This window comes from Streptomyces sp. NPDC048606 (assembly GCF_040650855.1).
Taxonomy (GTDB): domain Bacteria; phylum Actinomycetota; class Actinomycetes; order Streptomycetales; family Streptomycetaceae; genus Streptomyces.
Genome location: NZ_JBEZIB010000024.1, coordinates 1 through 14565 on the forward strand (window position 1 = coordinate 1; position 14565 = coordinate 14565).

A 14565-nucleotide genomic window follows, 5' to 3' on the forward strand; every position below is an offset into this window, starting at 1 on the left:
GGGGTCGCGGAAGAACCACAGCATGCCCGCGGCGAGCGCGGTGGCGGGCACGGCCGCCGCGGCCCAGCGCCCGGACTTGCGCGCCCGGGTGAGGCCGATCGCCGCGGTGGCGACGGTCGGCAGGAACCACGGCGTCGCCCCTCGGGCGATGGACAGCGGACCGAACTTCAGAGGGGCATTCATCAGGGCTCCCGAACGCAGACGTACCGTATGGCCCCCATATCCTGCCGGCCCCGGACGGCGGCGCCGTCCTCACCCGCGCGGGCCCGCACAGAGCCGAGCCGTCACGACGGGCCGGCGAACGGTACGACGTCGGCCCACTCCCCGTAGCCGTACCCGGCGTTGACGGCTGCCTCCATGACGGCGAACACCCTGGAGGGCTGAGCCCCGGGCGGTACGTCGACGGCGACGAACCCGGCGCCGTTCCACTCGCTGAGGAGCCCGGCCGCCATGACCTCGGTCTTGATCTCGTCAGCGAGCTTCCGGCGAACGGCGGGCGGAAGATCGGGAGCGAACAGGAGCCGCAGCGTGCGGTGGGAGGATCTCCCGACCACTTCGGTGACGTAGTCGTCGTCGTTGAGCACCACGACGTCGCCCAGGGCGATCCCGTAGGCGGAGAAGGGCACGCAGGCGACCTCGTGGTGTCCGTTGTCGGACGTGCTCAGCCAGAGCTGCTCGACCTGGTCGTCCAGGCCGAAGGGAGCGAGGTCGACGCGCGCGATGTGGTTGGTCGCGGCGCGCCCGACCGGATGCTCGTGAACAACGAAGTGCATGTTGCTCTCCCGATGACCGCTGACCGCTGACCGAACCCGATGGTCAGCCATCATGCGCGAACCCGTCACCCCGGCGGCCGGCGGGGTGTGGGGCGCCCGATCCAACGCCCCCGCCCCCGTGAACGTGGTCAACCCGCGAGGAGGGACCGGACGTGGTCGTTGCCCACGAGGGCGAGGTACTCCGCCAGACCCCGGCCCGCCGGGCCCCGCGAACGGAGCGCCCCGGTCACGGCATGGGCCATCGTCCGCCCTCCGGAAGCGGGACCGGCATGGAGGACGCGGGTGATCAGGTCCACGCCGAGCTCCTCGTCGACGAGGACGACCGCGTTCGCCAGGTCGACGAGTTGGGCCGGCAGGTCGAAGCCGTGGCGGACCCCTGCGTCGATGGACTCCAGTCCGCGCACGATGACGTCACGCACGTCCGGCAGACAGGCACGCACGGTGGACGTCGCGAGACAGTCCCCGAGCCTGTCGTCGAAGTACTCGCGGTCCCCGATCCGGATGAGGGAGCGGGACAGGTCCAGGAGCAGATCGGACGAGTTCTTCTCCTGCGCCATCTCGTGGCTGTCCGCGGCGGTTTGGGAGAACAGTCCGTAGCTGCGGTCGACGGAGAATCTGCGGTCGATGTCGAGGCCGTACCAGAAGGCGGCCCGAGGATCACGGGTGGCTTCCTGGACCGTTCGATAGCCGGCAGGCTCGGCCCAGGCCACGAGGGTCAGACAGGCCCAGTACCGTTCGAAGTCGGGTGCCGAGGCGTCTTCCATCAGGGCGGTGAGGTCGGGGACGCGCTCACGATGTTCGGGGTGGTCGAGGCCCTCCCAGATGACGTCCTGGACATCGTCGGTTCGATTCCCCTCGAAGTCCGTCCGGAGGAGGGCCTCGAAACGGGTCACGCGCATTGCATTCCTCATCATTCGCCGGCGCAGTACCCCTCGTTGACCGGAAACCGGGGCCGCCCACTGTGTCATCTTTGCCTTGTCAGGGGCAGGGGTGCTTGGCACGATACGCCGATGATCACCTCGAGCGAGTCGGAGCTGGACCCCTTCACCGCGCACCGTCCCCTGCTGTTCGCCACCGCCTACCGGTTGACCGGCACGGTCACGGACGCGGAGGACGTCGTCCAGGACGCCTGGCTGGCCTGGAACAAGGACGACCGCACCCAGGTGAGCCACCCCAAGGCGTACCTGGTCAGGGCCGTGACCAACCTCGCCCTGAACCGGCTGACGTCGGCCCGCGCCACGCGGGAGACGTACGTCGGCCCGTGGCTGCCCGAGCCGCTGCTGACCTCGCCCGACGTCGCGGAGAACAGCGAGCTGGCCGAGAGCGTGTCGACCGCGATGCTCGTCGTGCTGGAGAGCCTGACGCCCGTGGAGCGGGCGGTGTTCGTGCTGCGCGAGGCGTTCGGGTTCTCGCACGCGGAGATCGCCGGGTTCCTGGACCGGCCCGAGGCGACGGTCCGGCAGATCGCCCGTCGGGCGCGTGCCCACGTACAGGAGCGGCGGCCCCGCTTCGACACCGACGGCGCGCGCCGCGAGGAGGTCACCGCCCGGTTCATGGACGCCTGCGCCGGCGGCGACCTGAACGCCGTCATGGAGCTCCTCGCGCCCGAGGTGACGGCCTGGTCGGACGGCGGCGGCAAGGTCACCGCCGCCATCCGCCCGCTGCACGGCCCCGCCCACGTGGCCCGTTGGCTCCTGGGCGTCATGGCCAAGCCCGAGATGGCCACCGCCACCGTGGAGACGGCCTTCGTCAACGGGGAACTCTCCGTGCTGTGCCTCATGGGCGGGGCCCCCATCGGCGCGCTCACCTTCGACGTCGACGAGAGCGGCCTGCTGGTCAACCTGCGCTTCCAGGTGAACCCCGACAAGCTGCGAGGGCTGCACGGCGTGCGCGACGAGGTCTGACGCCCGCGTACGTCAGCGTGCGGGGCCCCGCCCGCCGCCCCGGGCCGCCTTCGCCGCCGCCTTCGCCGCGGCCTTCGCGTCCGCGGCCGCGCGCCGCTCGCGCTCGTACGCGACCCAGGCGTCGGAGTCGATGCGCTTGCGGTAGACCTGCTCCGGCTCGGCCGCGCCCAGGTGCACCGTCCACACCCACAGGACGGCCGACGCCACGAAGAAGCAGAGCGCGAGCCCCAGGTAGGAGCCGGCCTCCTCGGACTCGGAGACCCCCTCGTCGTGCATGAAGCCGGGTACACCGACGATGAGCACGTTCACCCACCAGGCGAGCGCCGCGTTGAACAGGGCCAGGGCGACCCAGTACGCGACGCGCATGCTCCGCGCGGGACCGCTCAGCTCCCCCAGCAGGAGCAGGCGCCGCAGCGAGACCGGCCCCGACCGGCGGCGGGTGCCCGACTCCGACTCGGCGCGACGCACCGCTGCGTAGCAGTCGTCCAGCCAGCGGTCCGGGTCCGGAGCCGACGGCGGGGACGGAATCGGGGACGACTGCGGGGACGGAGACAGGGACGGGCCGTCGGTCGGGGCCGCCAGTTCCTTGGCCTGGATCCAGCCGGAGATGAACTGGATCTCCAGCTGGGCCTTCTCCAGCTGCCGACGGTAGTGGTGGTCGGCGCTGCGCGCCTCGCGGCGGTCCCGGATGAGGAGGCTGGCTCCGCCCACGAGGCCGCTGATCACGGGCACGCAGAAGGGGGCGAACAGCACCAGGGAGTCCATGACAGCCACCGTGCGCGCCTCCTCACTCCCCCCAGCGTCGCACCGTCGCGCGGCGCGGCCCCGTCCTGGGGGGCCGATCGGGCGATTCGATCGGGGCCGATTCGATCGGGGCGGGCGGGGCAGGCGAGGGCGGGCAGGCAACCGTCTACGGAAGGAGTCATGAGATGACCGACGACATGTGGGCCTACCGGTCCGGCATCGTGCACCCGACGGGTGAGGACCTGACGGGCTTCCGCGTGGAGGCCTCCGACGGGCACATCGGCAAGGTCGACCGGCATTCGAGCGAGGTCTCGGACGCGTACATCGTCGTGGACACCGGCGTGTGGATCTTCGGCAAGGAGGTCCTGATACCGGCGGGCACCGTGATCCGCGTGGACCGCGAAGCCCGGACCGTCCACGTCGAGCAGACGAAGGAGCAGATCAAGGCGGCTCCGGAGTTCCACCGCGAGAACCATCTGGGCGACCCGGACTACCGCTTCGAGCTGAGCAAGTACTACGGCGGCACCGGCCCGTTCGGTGGTCCGCTCGGCTGACGCCCCGCGGGACCGGCGGAGCCCGCGGGGCCGGCCGGGCGCGCGTTCGGGTGGTGTGGGCGGTGTGGGTCGTGTCGGGTACGGCGTGCGACGCGGTGTCGTCATGCTGGTCGTCGGGCCGGGCCGGGTGCGGCCCCACCGCACGCCCGCGAAAGGAGCACGGCATGGCCACGGACGAGGTACGACGCTTCCTGGCCGCGCTGCCGCCCGAGGAGCGGTCCGCCGTCGAGGGCAGGTCGCCCCAGGAGCAGGAGCGGCTGGCCGCTGCCTGGGAACGCGAGCTGGAGTCGGACGACGAGCTCGACACCCTGGACGAGCTGTCCCCGCCGGCGGCCGAGGCCGAGGCCGCCCGACGCGTCATCGAGCGCGAGGCCTGACCCGCCGCCGCGCCGCGCTCCCGGTACGTCCGTAATTCGGGTGCGTACGGCGGCGCGGTGGGGTGGGATCGGCCGCATGACGATCGAGTGGGACAGACCCGCGGTCGGCGGGGCGGACGCCGCCCTGACCGTACTGCGGGAGTGGCAGGACGACGGTGCGCCGTTCCAACTCCATCCGGGGGACCTCGGCTGGTTCCGCCGGTTCGGCTCGGCGGCGACGGACTCGGCTCTGCGGACCTGGAGCCGGGACGGACGGCTCCTCGCCATCGGGCTGCTGGACGGTCCCGGGCTGCTGCGGCTGGCCATCGCGCCCCGCGCCCGACGGGACGAGGAGTTGGCCCGGCGGCTGGCCCTGGACCTGGCCGATCCGCTGCGCGGCGTACCGGGCAAGGGGACGGCGTACGTGGAGGCACCCGCGGACGCCCTGCTCCAGGACCTGCTCTCCCACGACGGGTGGGACGTCGACGAGCCGTGGACACCGCTGCGCCGCGACCTCGCGGAGCCGGTGGAGGACGCGGGCGTGCGGACCGAGGTGATCGGGCCGGACCGGGCGGGCGTACGGGCCCGGGTGCACCGGGCGGCGTTCGACGGGTCGACCTTCACGGACGGGCACTGGCACGCCATGGCGGCCGGACCGGCGTACGCCGACGCCCGCTGCCTGGTCGCGTACGACGACCGGGGCGAGGCGGTGGCGGCCGTGACGGTGTGGTCGGCCGGTCCGGGCCGGCCCGGGCTGCTCGAACCGATGGGCGTGGCCGCCGCACACCGCGGGCACGGCCACGGCAGGGCGATCACCCTGGCCGCGGCGGCCGTGCTGCGGGAGTCGGGTTCGTCGAGCGCGGTCGTCGCCACCCCGAGCTCCAACGTCGGCGCCGTCGCCACCTATCGGGCGGCCGGCTTCGAGCCGCTCGCCGAGGTCCGGGACCGGCGCCTCGACGGCCGATGACGACCTCCCTCCTCCTCGACGGCCTCCTCGACCTCCTCGGGGATGCCCGGACGTCCTCGCGGGTCAGAAGAGCAGTTCACCGGCCGGGTATCCGGTGCCGACCTTGACGGGGGCGGCGAAGGCGCCGGCGCCGGTGCCCTTCAGCAGGAAGAGGGTGTCGCGGCTGTCGCGGGCCAGCAGGTCGGCGCGGCCGTCGCCGGTGAGGTCGCCCGGGGTGGTCAGCGCGTCGAAGGCCTTGAGGCCGGAGGCGGTCTTGACCCGGGGGGCGTAGCCCCCGGAGCCGTTGCCCCGGTACAGGTACAGGTCGCCCGCGGCGTCGCGCCCCAGGAGGTCGGGCCTGCCGTCGCCGGTGAGGTCGCCGGGGGCGAGCAGCCGGTCGTAGACGTTCCAGCCGTTGCCGATCTTCAGGGGGGAGCCGTAGGAGGCGGCGCCGTTGCCGGCGTGGAGCCACAGGTCGCCCTTGGTGTCGCGGGTGACGAGGTCCGGTCTGCCGTCGCCGGAGAAGTCGCCGGGGGCCAGCAGGAGGTCGTACGCCGACCAGCCGGTCGCGGCCCGGACGCGCGTGGATCCCTTGTACGCGCCGGCGGCGTCGGCGGGGTAGTGCCACAGTGCGCCGTCGTCGTCGAGGGCGGCGAGGGTGGTGGTTCCGGGGAGCCGGACCACTTCCCGTATGACGTTCCAGCCGCTGCCGGTCTTGCAGGCGCCGGCCAGGGTGCCGTCGCCGCGGCCCGCGTAGCGGAAGAGGGCGCCGGAGGCGTCGCGACGGAACAGGGCCGGGGCGGAGGCGGCGATCGTGCCGCAGTCCGCCCAGGAGGCGGCGCCGCGCAGCATCCGGTGGTCGGAGACCGCGGGGGCGTCGGGGAGCGCGTCCCCCTTGGGCGACTTGAAGTGCCGGGAGCTGAAGAACAGGTAGTCGAGCTTCTTGTCCTGGCGGGTGAGTTCCCCGGAGCGGCAGCGCGGGTCCGTGCCCACGGTGCAGGCGGCCGGGTCGAAGAAGTCGGTGTCGGTCTCGTCGGCCTCGATGAAGGCGCCGTGGGCCCCGTCGTTGACGGTCGGGTCGTAGAACTCGCTCAGCGGTGCCGTGCGGGGGCTCGCGTTGAAGTCGCCGCCCAGCACCACGGGTATGCCCGCGTCCTGCCAGGCCTCGGCGCGCGCCGCGAGCTTCTCGGCCTCGCGCAGGCGCAGGGCGGGCTCGCGCCAGTAGAGGTGGACGGAGCAGGCCCAGTTGGCCCGGTTCTGTACGTAGTTCTTGACGCAGGGGACCTTCACCGGCTCCACCTCGGGTCCCACGGTCAGGTCGAGGTCGAGGGTTTCGGTGATCGGTCCGCGGACGAGGACGGCGTTGCCGTAGTCGCCGTCACCGCACGAGGGGTCGTCGCCGGTGAGGGTGGCGCTGTAGAAGCCGTTGAACCCCAGGGGCGCCAGGCGCGCGAGCACGGCCTCGTACTGGGGGCCGCAGACCTCCTGGAGGAAGATCTGGTCGGCGTTCCAGGTGGTGACGGAGGCCTGGGCGACGATGCTGTCGATCCGCTCGCGGTCGTCGTAGCCCTTCGTCGGGTCGGAGCACTCGCTGCCGCAGATGTTGTGGCTGACGAAGCGCAGGGGCGGGGCGGTGGCGGGGGTGACCGTGTCGGCCCGGGCCGGGAGCGCCGTGGCGACCGTGGCGGCGACCAGGGCGAGGGCCGCGGCGGGGACGGCGAGGGCCCGGGCGGCGTACCGGGCGCTGCGGCGGCTCGGGGGTGGACCGGGGCGCGGACGTGAGCGCGGACGCGGGCGTGGGCGTGGGAACAGGCGCATGGGAACTCCTGTGGTGGGGTGGTCTGGGCGGGGCGGGAAAGCCGACGGGGGCCTCGGCCCGGTCGTGGTGGACCGGGCCGAGGCCCCCGGTGGGACTACCAGTTGGTGCCGATCTCGGTGCGCGCGGCGCCTCCGGCGAAGGTCGGCCCGGTGTAGCGGAACAGCTTCCCGGTGGCGTTCTCGACGGCGACGAGGTCGCCCTTGCCGTCGCCCGTCACGTCGCCGACCCCGGCGAGGCCGCGCATGTCGTCCCACCCGGTTCCGACCTTGACCATGGTCGACCCGGAGTAGGTGGGGCCGGAGTAGCGGTTGAGGTCGCCGGTGGTCTTGTTGACGGCGACGATGTCGGCCTTGCCGTCGCCCGTGACGTCACCGACCCCGGTGATGGAGGAGTAGACGTTCCAGCCGGTGCCGATCTTCGCCCGGGTCGCGCCGCCGAAGGCGGGGCCGGAGTAGCGGTACAGGTCGCCCGTCGCCTTCTCCACGGCGATCAGGTCGGCCTTGCCGTCGCCGGTGAGGTCGCCGACCGCGGTGATGTTGGCCATCCCGTCCCAGTTGGTGCCGACCTTGACGCGGGTCGAGCCGCTGAACGTCGGGGCGGAGTAGCGGTAGAGGTCGCCCGTCGCCTTCTCGACGGCGACGATGTCGGCCTTGCCGTCGCCCGTCGCGTCGCCGATGCCGACGATGTCGCTCATGCCGTTCCACCCATGGCCGATCTTCGCGCGGGCCGCTCCGCCCGCGAAGCCCGGTGCGCTGTAGCGGTACAGGTCGCCGGACGCGACCTCGACGGCGATCAGGTCGTTCTTGCCGTCCCCGTTGATGTCGCCCACGCCCGTCAGGTTGGCCATCTTCGACTGCGGTCGGGTGGGCTCGGGCGGGTACGGGTCGGCGTTGTCGTCGCCGAGGCCGGCGGCCGGCCCGCAGTGCGGCCATGCCCCCTCGCCCTGGGTGGCGAGCACCTTCTCGGCGATGCGGATCTGCTCTTCCTTGGTGGCCTGGTGCGGGTAGTTGGCGTACTGCGTGCCGCCGAAGGCGTCCCAGGTGGACTTCAGGAACTGCAGGCCGCCGTAGTAGCCGTTGCCCGTGTTGATGGCCCAGTCGCCACCGCTCTCGCAGCGGGCGACCTTGTCCCAGGTGGCGACCGAGGCGGCGTCGGCGGTGCCGGCGGCGAGGAGGGGGAGGGTGAGGGCCGCGATCGGGGCGGCTATGAGGGTGCGCAGGGCGAACCGCTTGCGGCTGAGCATGGACATGACGAACCTCGTACTTCGGGTGTGGGTGTGGTGTGGATGTGGGTGTGGGTGTGGCCGTACGCATGGATGCGGTGGAACTCCGGCCACCGGGCCGGGGCCGACGCTTCCGGTCGGCCCCGGCCGGGCGCCGAGGGCTACTCGGAGTACTCGGGGTACTCGGGGTGTGACGTCGTCCCGCCGGCTACCACTTGGTGCCGATCTTCACCGCGTCGCCGCCGGCGAAGTTCGGGCCGGAGTAGCGGAAGAGGTCGCCGGTGGAGGCGTTGACCGCGAGCAGGTCGGGGATGCCGTCCTTGTTCAGGTCACCGGGGCCCGTCAGGTTGATCATCGAGTTCCACTTGGTGCCGATCTGGACCCGGGTGCTGCCGGAGTACGACGGTCCGGAGTAGCGGTACAGGTTTCCGGTCTCGGTCTCGACGGCGATGATGTCGCCCTTGCCGTCGCCCGTGATGTTGCCGACGCCGACGATGGTGTCGTAGACGTTCCAGCCGGTGCCGATCTTGGCCCGGCTGCCGCCGGCGTACGAGGGGCCCGAGTAGCGGTAGAGGTCGCCGGTGGCGGACTCGACGGCGATGATGTCGCCGACGCCGTCGCCGGTGATGTCGCCGACCGAGGCGATGCCGTGCATCTTGTCCCAGTTGGTACCGATCTTCACCCGGTTGCCGCCGCTGTAGTTGGGGCCGTAGTAGCGGTAGAGGTCGCCGGTCTTGGCGTCGGTGGCGATGATGTCGCCCTTGCCGTCGCCGTTCTGGTCCCCGACCCCGACGAGGGTCCCCATCGTGTCCCAGTTGGTTCCGATCTGGACGCGGGCGGTGCCTCCGGTGAAGTTCGGGCCGGAGTAGCGGAAGAGCTTGCCGGAGGCCGACTCGACCGCGATGACGTCGCCGATCCCGTCGCCCGTGATGTCCCCGACGGCGGTGACGTCCGTCATCCCCCGGTCCGGGACGGTGATCGGGCCGTCGATCACCTTGTTGTAGCGATAGGGCATCATGCCCTCGGACTGCATGTAGCTCTTGGTCACCTTGATGTGGCGGGCGTTGGTGCCCCGGCGGGCGTGCTCGTAGATCCACATCTCGGTGCGGGAGGAGTCCGCCCACTTGTCGAAGAGCACGGTGTGCTCGTTGACGTCGTTCAGCGCGTCGCCGGGCAGCAGGTCGTCGTAGCCGCCCAGCTTGGTGGAGTAGTTCGGCAGGGTCCAGGTCGTCGCACCGATGCCGGCGTTGAGGTGCCAGGCCATGGACACCAGGCCCGAACAGTCCGTCCGGTAGGGCTTGCCCTGCGGGTCCGCGTAGGTGGCGCCCTGGTTGTACGGGACGTCGCGGTCGACCCAGAACTGTGCGCGCTGGAGTATCTCGGCCCGGGTGATCGCGCTGCCCGGGGTCGAGGTGGCGGCGACGGCGGCGGGTGCGGCGGCCGGCGCGGAACCCGCCGCCTGGGCCGGGAGGGTGACACCGAGCACGACGGCGGCGAGCGAGGCGGCGACGAGCGCGGAGCGGCTCACGGCGGACGGGGCGGGGATGGATATGGACATGCGCATGACAGAACTCCTCATGGAACGGTGCGGTGGATGTGACGCGGCGAGCGGAGACTGGAACGGGCCTGGGCGGCGACCAACACCAGGTCCGCACAGCGGACCTGACAGATGGTCGCCCCGAACTCCCCCTGGAGTCCGTCTCGTTCACGACACGTTGAACGCTACGGTGCGTTTACGAATCCATCAATCAATAAAGCGATGATGGATCAAATTCATGCAGGTCAAAGCGTTGCAACTGTTGCAACAGGCATGACACTAAACGCAAATGATCGACAGTTGTGTTGCAATGGCCTGGTGGTGAAGGCGGCGATCGACTCCTCGTCAGATCCCCTGGACCACGACCGGGTTCGGCCACCTCGCGGCAACGGTGGGAGACTCGGGGCACGGGCGGGCCGGCCCCTCCGACCCGTCGCGCGCCACCGATCGATCCCGAGAGTGCAGGTTGACCATGTGGGAGGGTTGTACGCCGGTCCTGGGTGCCGAACCCGAGCCGTCGCGCCGGGAGATCGCCGGCTGGAAGGTCCCCGGCATCGGTGAAATGGACGTGGAGTCGCACGGCTTCCGCTCGACGGTGCTGCCGGCGAACGGCTCCCTGTCCGTCGAGCTCGCGTTCCGCAGTACATACGTGGAGTCCGCCACGACCCCGTACCGACCGCTCGGGCCAGTCACCCTGGTGCTGGACGGCGTACGGTCCCTCGACACGGAGACCCCCGAGACCCCGTCGGACCCGCTGTGGAAGCGGGCGCTGCGGGGCGACGGCGGGGACGCCCTCCTGCGGATGTCCTGGGACCAGGAGGAGGACGTCCTGTACGTCGGCGACGGCCGAACCACCCTGCGCTGCCGCGGCGGAACCTGGCGCTGGCGGCTCGACACGACCCCGGGACCGGCCGCGCCGTGACCCGGGGCCGCGCGGCCCAGCCGGTCCTTAGGCCGTGCCCTCCCGGCCCTCGCGGACGACGAACTCGCCGGCTCCGGTCGTGCCGAACGCGTCACGGCGCAGGGTGAGGGCGACGGCCCCGGAGCCACCGGCCGCCACCTTCGACTCGGTGATCCGGTAGGTGGACGGGACGGCGCCGTCCCCGTCCCCGCCGCCGCCGCCGCCGAAGAGGCGCTTGCCCGCGCCGACGACGACGGGGAACTGGATCAGGCGGTACACGTCGACCAGCCCGGCGTCGTGCAGGCTCCGCACCAGCCGCCAACTGCCGTGCACCTGGAGCTCGCCGCCCGGCTGCTCCTTCAACCGGCGCACCTGCTCGACGACGTCCTCGCCCCGCAGCACGGTGGTCTTGCCCCAGGCGGCGTCGGCGTCGGAGAGGGTGTTGCTGACGACGTACTTCTGCCCGGTGTTGAGGGTCGTGGCCACGATGTTGTCCGGCTCGGTGACCTGCGACCAGTAGGTGCGCATCATCGCGAAGGTGGTCCGCCCCAGGAGGACGGCGTCGGCCCGCCCGAACCACTCCCCCACCTGGTCGAGTTGGCCCTCGGTGCTGTGCGGCACGAGCCACCCGCCCCGGTCGAACCCGCCCGACGCGTCCTCCTGGACACCACCGGGGCCCTGCATGACACCGTCGAGGCTGACGAAGGTGTGAACGCTGAGTTCCATGCCTCTTCTCTCGTACTCGCTCGTGCGACGAGGACCGCCGCTGCCGTGTTCATTCGTCTTGTAGACAGATGAGCGACGGGAAATGTGACACCGGAGCCGAACTTCCCCGCACGAATTCCCACGGGTCCCGTCGGCGGGCGCATGCGCCCGCTCGTGTCACCGGGGCCGGTAGGCGGTGGCCAGCACGGAGACGGTGACCCGATCGGGCAGGGTGCCGCCGCCGTCCAGGTCCGCACGACTCACGTGGCGTGCGCTCGGCGTCATCGCCACCAGGTCCAGGACGTCCGGCCCGGACAGGGTCGCGGAGTACTCCACCCGTTCGGTGACGACGGCCTCGAAGAAGGGGGCGAGCGCACGGTGCAGGCGCTGTTCCTTGGCCGGGTCGATCGTGACCATCGCGGGCACCCGGCCCCGCAGCTCGGCCAGGTGTCGACCGGTGGGTCGGACCACGATCAGCCGGCCCGTCGGGCGCAGTATGCGGCGGAACTCGGCCGGGTTGCGCGGGGCGAACACGTCCAGCACGACATCGGCCGTCCCGTCGGCCAGTGGGAAGGGACGGAAGACGTCCCAGGCCACCGCGGCGGCCCGGTCGTGGGAACGAGCCGCCAAGCGCAGTGCGCGCACCGACGTGTCCATCCCCAGACCACGTGCGCCGGACAGTCGGTCGAGTACGCCGGCCAGGTAGTAGCCCGTACCGCACCCCACGTCCACCACCGTGGCCCGCTCGGACGCGGACTCGGACGCGCACACGGCGTCGGACACGGCGTCGGCCGCCAGACGGGCCCCGACCTCGCGGACGGGCGCGTAGGAGCCGGTGGACAGGAACCGGTCCCGGGCCCGGACCATGGTCGCGTCGTCCCCGCTGGTGGCGCGGGTGCCCGTCAGCAAGCCGGCATAGCCGTGACGGGCGATGTCGAAGGCATGGCCCACCGGGCAACGGAGAGCGGCGCGGTCGGGGTACAGGCGGTGCGTACGGCACACCGGGCAACGCAGCAGGTCGAGGGAGAGATCGAGGGCAGGGGGAAACGGCACGGGCACGAGGCACTCCTGGCGAAGGGTGAAGGGAAGGGATCGTGCCCGCGCGCGCGGAGCCCCACGGCCTCACTGCCTCAGGCGGCAACGGGCAGGGGGGAGTTGGTTCATGCGGCAGGCACGCCGAGGAGGGCGACGCCGTCCGGCATCGCCCTCAGCGCCTTCCGATCACAGGAAGCAGCAGTGCGGGGTGCTCATGAATGCCATGCCGCGAGTCTACGAGTACGGCGAAGGCCCCGACGTGACCCGGTCCGCCGCTCGCCCCTGCCCCACCGCGCGCAGATCGTGGATCGGGAACGTCACGGGTGGGGCCTGTGCCCGGCATCCCCCGCCCTCGCCGTGCAGTTCCTCCGGCCGCAGCGCCCAGGCGATGGCCTCGCCCGGACCGAAGTACGAGGGGTCGAGGTCGAACGTGGTCGTGGTCGTGGTCGTGGTCCTGGTTCCGTACGGCCGACGCGCCGGCTCCGGACCGAGCCCGCAGCCGGCCGGCCGGACCTCGACGACCGTCCGGACGCAGAGCGCGGCGGCGGCCGCGAAGGCCCACCGGCCCTCGTCGAGCGGCGAACCGCCGAACCCGCCGTGCGGCCGGTCCTCCTCCACCGTGAACCCGAGGTCGGACGTGATCTCGACGCCGATCCGCCCGTGCGTGCCGTCACGGCGGTGCAGCGCCTCCCACACCACCCGCTGGAGCACCTCGGTGGGCAGCTCCGGGCTGTCCCGCTCGACCCCGAAGTACCTTTCCGGACGCGCCCGTACGTCTTCCTCGAACGCGACCCCCCTCAGCCGATCGACCACACGGAGCCCCATTCGTCCTCCCGCCACCACCCCGTCGCCACGGCGCGGTCCTGACATCCCACCACGTCATTCTCCCGCCGGCCCTTCCGGGGCGGGCGCGGGCTGATGCCCCGTCGGGGCCATATCCGGTGGATCCCGCGTCGGGGGCGCGGCAGAATCCGGTGGGAACCGGGTCGAGGGAGAGCTTGTTTGTACGTGTTCGCGTGTGTCGGTTGCGGATCCGAGCTGACGGGACCGGTGTCCCGGGTCGCGCTTCCCGTGCACACCGATTACGGGGGATGGGAGGAACTCCACCCCCCGCTGATGGAGCCCGCCACGTACGCCGTCGATCCTCGGCCCACCGGACCGCCGTGGCGCGTGTGGGAAGAGGTCGGGGAGGAGGCCGCCGCCCGGCAGGGGGTGTACGCCCCGGTGTACTCCGTCTCCTTCGGCGCGCGGAACAGGATCGTGATCGCCCCCGGCGACTCCCGGTCCATGGTGCTGATCCCCGAGAAGTGCGACGGCTACTGCCGGGGCGTGGACGGCAGGGACGGCCCGAACCTGGCCTGCGAGGCGTGCGGTCTGGCCGTGGCCACCCGCATGGACGACTGCGGGCTCTGGCAGGGCGTGTGGTTGGAGCCCGACGCGGTCGTACGCCGCCCCTCGGGGCTCCCGGCCGGCCCGCCTCCCGACTGGGACGACCTGGCACGCCCCGAGCACCGCGTTGCGCCCGTCGAGCTCGACGGGGGGTGGAGCCGCCGCTGGGAGGCGGCGTTCGGGGTGGCGCTCGCCCACCTCGCGGTGGCCACCGAGGGCCGGCCGGTCACCCTGCCGGTCGGCCCCGTCGCCGAGTTGTTCGGGCACGCCGTCGACCGTTGCCTCCCTCCGGGCTCCGGGGCGGCCCGGTCCGTGGAACTGTGCGGCCCGGGGATCCCGACTCCCCGGCCCCGTCCCGACGTCCTCCTCGTCCCGCGCCACCCCCTCACCGGCGAGCCCTGGCGTCCGCCCGGCGACGAGGGCCCGGTGGTGCCGCTGGACAGCGGCGTCTGGGCGTACCTCGTCCACCCGGGCGAGACCTCGCCGCGGCCCGCGACCGGAGTCCTCCCGGAGGGTGTGCTGCGCGACGACTACGCCCTGACGGAGCTTCCGTGGTGGCCGCTGGCTCCCCATCCCGACGCCTTCACGGGCACCCTGGTCGGGCTGCCCGCCATCCGCGGCCCCCGCCTGAGCCGGTTCCGCGATGCCCGCGCGCCGGTGGGCTGAACTCCGGTGGGCTG

Annotated in this window: 15 protein-coding genes and 1 pseudogene; 6 read left to right on the plus strand and 10 right to left on the minus strand. The window is 72.2% G+C overall.

The features are described from left to right. The 3 genes and pseudogenes from AB0D01_RS24560 to AB0D01_RS24570 all read right to left on the minus strand — a co-directional run. A pseudogene (locus AB0D01_RS24560) lies at positions 1 to 183 on the minus strand (phosphatidylserine decarboxylase family protein); the annotation flags it as partial. Positions 184 to 284: 101 nt separating this feature from the next. After that, positions 285 to 773: a DUF4265 domain-containing protein gene (locus tag AB0D01_RS24565; RefSeq protein WP_363058701.1), complete on the minus strand. Its 489-nt coding sequence runs from the start codon at positions 771 to 773 to the stop codon at positions 285 to 287. Positions 774 to 901: 128 nt separating this feature from the next. Further along, complete coding sequence (locus tag AB0D01_RS24570; protein ID WP_363058703.1) at positions 902 to 1666, minus strand: hypothetical protein; 765 nt, start codon at positions 1664 to 1666, stop codon at positions 902 to 904. Between the two features lie 117 nt (positions 1667 to 1783). On the opposite strand from AB0D01_RS24570, the gene AB0D01_RS24575 reads away from it, so the two are divergent. Continuing rightward, positions 1784 to 2677 carry an RNA polymerase sigma-70 factor gene (locus AB0D01_RS24575; RefSeq protein ID WP_363058705.1) on the plus strand — a complete coding sequence of 298 codons (894 nt, stop codon included), beginning with the start codon at positions 1784 to 1786 and terminating at the stop codon, positions 2675 to 2677. A 12-nt stretch (positions 2678 to 2689) separates the two neighbouring features. Here AB0D01_RS24575 and AB0D01_RS24580 read toward each other — a convergent pair whose 3' ends face one another. Further along, positions 2690 to 3451 (minus strand): hypothetical protein, encoded by a 762-nt coding sequence (locus tag AB0D01_RS24580; RefSeq protein WP_363058707.1) that lies wholly within the window; start codon positions 3449 to 3451, stop codon positions 2690 to 2692. 155 nt (positions 3452 to 3606) lie between these two features. Between AB0D01_RS24580 and AB0D01_RS24585 the strand changes: the two genes are divergently transcribed. The 3 genes from AB0D01_RS24585 (at position 3607) to AB0D01_RS24595 (ending at position 5298) form a co-directional block, all read left to right on the plus strand. Continuing rightward, a complete protein-coding gene (locus tag AB0D01_RS24585) occupies positions 3607 to 3975 on the plus strand; it encodes a PRC-barrel domain-containing protein (protein WP_363058709.1) in 369 nt (122 codons plus the stop codon). A 164-nt stretch (positions 3976 to 4139) separates the two neighbouring features. Beyond that, the gene (locus AB0D01_RS24590; RefSeq protein WP_363058710.1) at positions 4140 to 4352 is read left to right on the plus strand and encodes a hypothetical protein; all 213 of its coding nucleotides are present in this window, start codon (positions 4140 to 4142) and stop codon (positions 4350 to 4352) included. 76 nt (positions 4353 to 4428) lie between these two features. Then, positions 4429 to 5298: a GNAT family N-acetyltransferase gene (locus AB0D01_RS24595; RefSeq protein WP_363058712.1), complete on the plus strand. Its 870-nt coding sequence runs from the start codon at positions 4429 to 4431 to the stop codon at positions 5296 to 5298. Positions 5299 to 5361: 63 nt separating this feature from the next. On the opposite strand, the gene AB0D01_RS24600 is transcribed toward AB0D01_RS24595, so the two are convergent. The 3 genes from AB0D01_RS24600 to AB0D01_RS24610 all read right to left on the minus strand — a co-directional run bounded on the left by AB0D01_RS24600 (position 5362) and on the right by AB0D01_RS24610 (position 9882). Beyond that, positions 5362 to 7095, minus strand: a complete 1734-nt coding sequence (locus AB0D01_RS24600; RefSeq protein ID WP_363058714.1) for an FG-GAP-like repeat-containing protein — start codon at positions 7093 to 7095, stop codon at positions 5362 to 5364. 95 nt (positions 7096 to 7190) lie between these two features. After that, positions 7191 to 8345, minus strand: coding sequence for a transglycosylase family protein (locus AB0D01_RS24605; RefSeq protein ID WP_363058716.1), 1155 nt, complete (start codon positions 8343 to 8345; stop codon positions 7191 to 7193). 181 nt (positions 8346 to 8526) lie between these two features. Continuing rightward, positions 8527 to 9882, minus strand: coding sequence for a VCBS repeat-containing protein (locus AB0D01_RS24610; RefSeq protein ID WP_363058718.1), 1356 nt, complete (start codon positions 9880 to 9882; stop codon positions 8527 to 8529). Between the two features lie 445 nt (positions 9883 to 10327). Here AB0D01_RS24610 and AB0D01_RS24615 point away from each other — a divergent pair, with 445 nt between their 5' ends. Beyond that, positions 10328 to 10777: a hypothetical protein gene (locus AB0D01_RS24615; RefSeq protein WP_363058947.1), complete on the plus strand. Its 450-nt coding sequence runs from the start codon at positions 10328 to 10330 to the stop codon at positions 10775 to 10777. 27 nt (positions 10778 to 10804) lie between these two features. Here AB0D01_RS24615 and AB0D01_RS24620 read toward each other — a convergent pair whose 3' ends face one another. The 3 genes from AB0D01_RS24620 to AB0D01_RS24630 all read right to left on the minus strand — a co-directional run bounded on the left by AB0D01_RS24620 (position 10805) and on the right by AB0D01_RS24630 (position 13321). Further along, positions 10805 to 11482, minus strand: a complete 678-nt coding sequence (locus AB0D01_RS24620) for a dihydrofolate reductase family protein (protein ID WP_363058720.1) — start codon at positions 11480 to 11482, stop codon at positions 10805 to 10807. A gap of 156 nt (positions 11483 to 11638) precedes the next feature. Continuing rightward, entirely contained in the window at positions 11639 to 12520 is an 882-nt protein-coding gene (locus AB0D01_RS24625; RefSeq protein WP_363058722.1) for a methyltransferase domain-containing protein, read from the minus strand. A gap of 210 nt (positions 12521 to 12730) precedes the next feature. Continuing rightward, the gene (locus AB0D01_RS24630) at positions 12731 to 13321 is read right to left on the minus strand and encodes a hypothetical protein (protein WP_363058724.1); all 591 of its coding nucleotides are present in this window, start codon (positions 13319 to 13321) and stop codon (positions 12731 to 12733) included. A 291-nt stretch (positions 13322 to 13612) separates the two neighbouring features. Here AB0D01_RS24630 and AB0D01_RS24635 point away from each other — a divergent pair, with 291 nt between their 5' ends. Continuing rightward, on the plus strand, positions 13613 to 14551 hold the full coding sequence (locus AB0D01_RS24635; protein ID WP_363058726.1) for a hypothetical protein: 939 nt from the start codon (positions 13613 to 13615) through the stop codon (positions 14549 to 14551). Positions 14552 to 14565 lie beyond the last annotated feature (14 nt).

Excerpts from the sequence above, each read along its gene's own strand:
- AB0D01_RS24600 (WP_363058714.1), bottom strand. The coding sequence starts at position 7,095 with ATGCGCCTGTTCCCACGCCCACGCCCGCGTCCGCGCTCACGTCCGCGC.
- AB0D01_RS24565 (WP_363058701.1), bottom strand. The coding sequence starts at position 773 with ATGCACTTCGTTGTTCACGAGCATCCGGTCGGGCGCGCCGCGACCAAC.
- AB0D01_RS24585 (WP_363058709.1), top strand. The coding sequence starts at position 3,607 with ATGACCGACGACATGTGGGCCTACCGGTCCGGCATCGTGCACCCGACG.
- AB0D01_RS24575 (WP_363058705.1), top strand. The coding sequence starts at position 1,784 with ATGATCACCTCGAGCGAGTCGGAGCTGGACCCCTTCACCGCGCACCGT.
- AB0D01_RS24605 (WP_363058716.1), bottom strand. The coding sequence starts at position 8,345 with ATGTCCATGCTCAGCCGCAAGCGGTTCGCCCTGCGCACCCTCATAGCC.
- AB0D01_RS24590 (WP_363058710.1), top strand. The coding sequence starts at position 4,140 with ATGGCCACGGACGAGGTACGACGCTTCCTGGCCGCGCTGCCGCCCGAG.
- AB0D01_RS24620 (WP_363058720.1), bottom strand. The coding sequence starts at position 11,482 with ATGGAACTCAGCGTTCACACCTTCGTCAGCCTCGACGGTGTCATGCAG.
- AB0D01_RS24610 (WP_363058718.1), bottom strand. The coding sequence starts at position 9,882 with ATGCGCATGTCCATATCCATCCCCGCCCCGTCCGCCGTGAGCCGCTCC.
- AB0D01_RS24630 (WP_363058724.1), bottom strand. The coding sequence starts at position 13,321 with ATGGGGCTCCGTGTGGTCGATCGGCTGAGGGGGGTCGCGTTCGAGGAA.
- AB0D01_RS24635 (WP_363058726.1), top strand. The coding sequence starts at position 13,613 with ATGGAGCCCGCCACGTACGCCGTCGATCCTCGGCCCACCGGACCGCCG.
- AB0D01_RS24615 (WP_363058947.1), top strand. The coding sequence starts at position 10,328 with ATGTGGGAGGGTTGTACGCCGGTCCTGGGTGCCGAACCCGAGCCGTCG.
- AB0D01_RS24595 (WP_363058712.1), top strand. The coding sequence starts at position 4,429 with ATGACGATCGAGTGGGACAGACCCGCGGTCGGCGGGGCGGACGCCGCC.